This is a genomic window from Limosilactobacillus viscerum, assembly GCF_947387525.1.
Lineage (GTDB): Bacteria > Bacillota > Bacilli > Lactobacillales > Lactobacillaceae > Limosilactobacillus > Limosilactobacillus viscerum.
Genome location: NZ_CANDNW010000089.1, coordinates 1 through 254, shown reverse-complemented (window position 1 = coordinate 254; position 254 = coordinate 1). Strand labels below are relative to the sequence as shown.

Annotated in this window: 1 pseudogene; it reads left to right on the top strand. The window is 49.2% G+C overall.

The features are described 5' to 3' along the window. Nucleotides 1-254: pseudogene (locus tag QOS07_RS09400) on the top strand (IS30 family transposase); the annotation flags it as partial.

The following is a 254-nucleotide window of genomic DNA, read 5'->3' as shown; positions in this document are numbered from 1 at the left end:
CAAGTCCAGAAGTGGTCCCCTGAACAAGTTGCCCATGTAGTTGGGATTGCCTACAAGACGGTCTATAACTGGATTGAGCAAGGATGGCTTGATGTACAGTTGCCCGATTTGCCTGATCATGGAATTCGTCGTCATCGTGCTAAAGAAAAGCGTGGTACGTTCAGTCACGGCCGCTCAATTGAGGAGCGGCCTCATAAAGTCGAAACTCGCCAAGAATTCGGCCACTTTGAAGCTGATACCGTACTTTCTGGCAA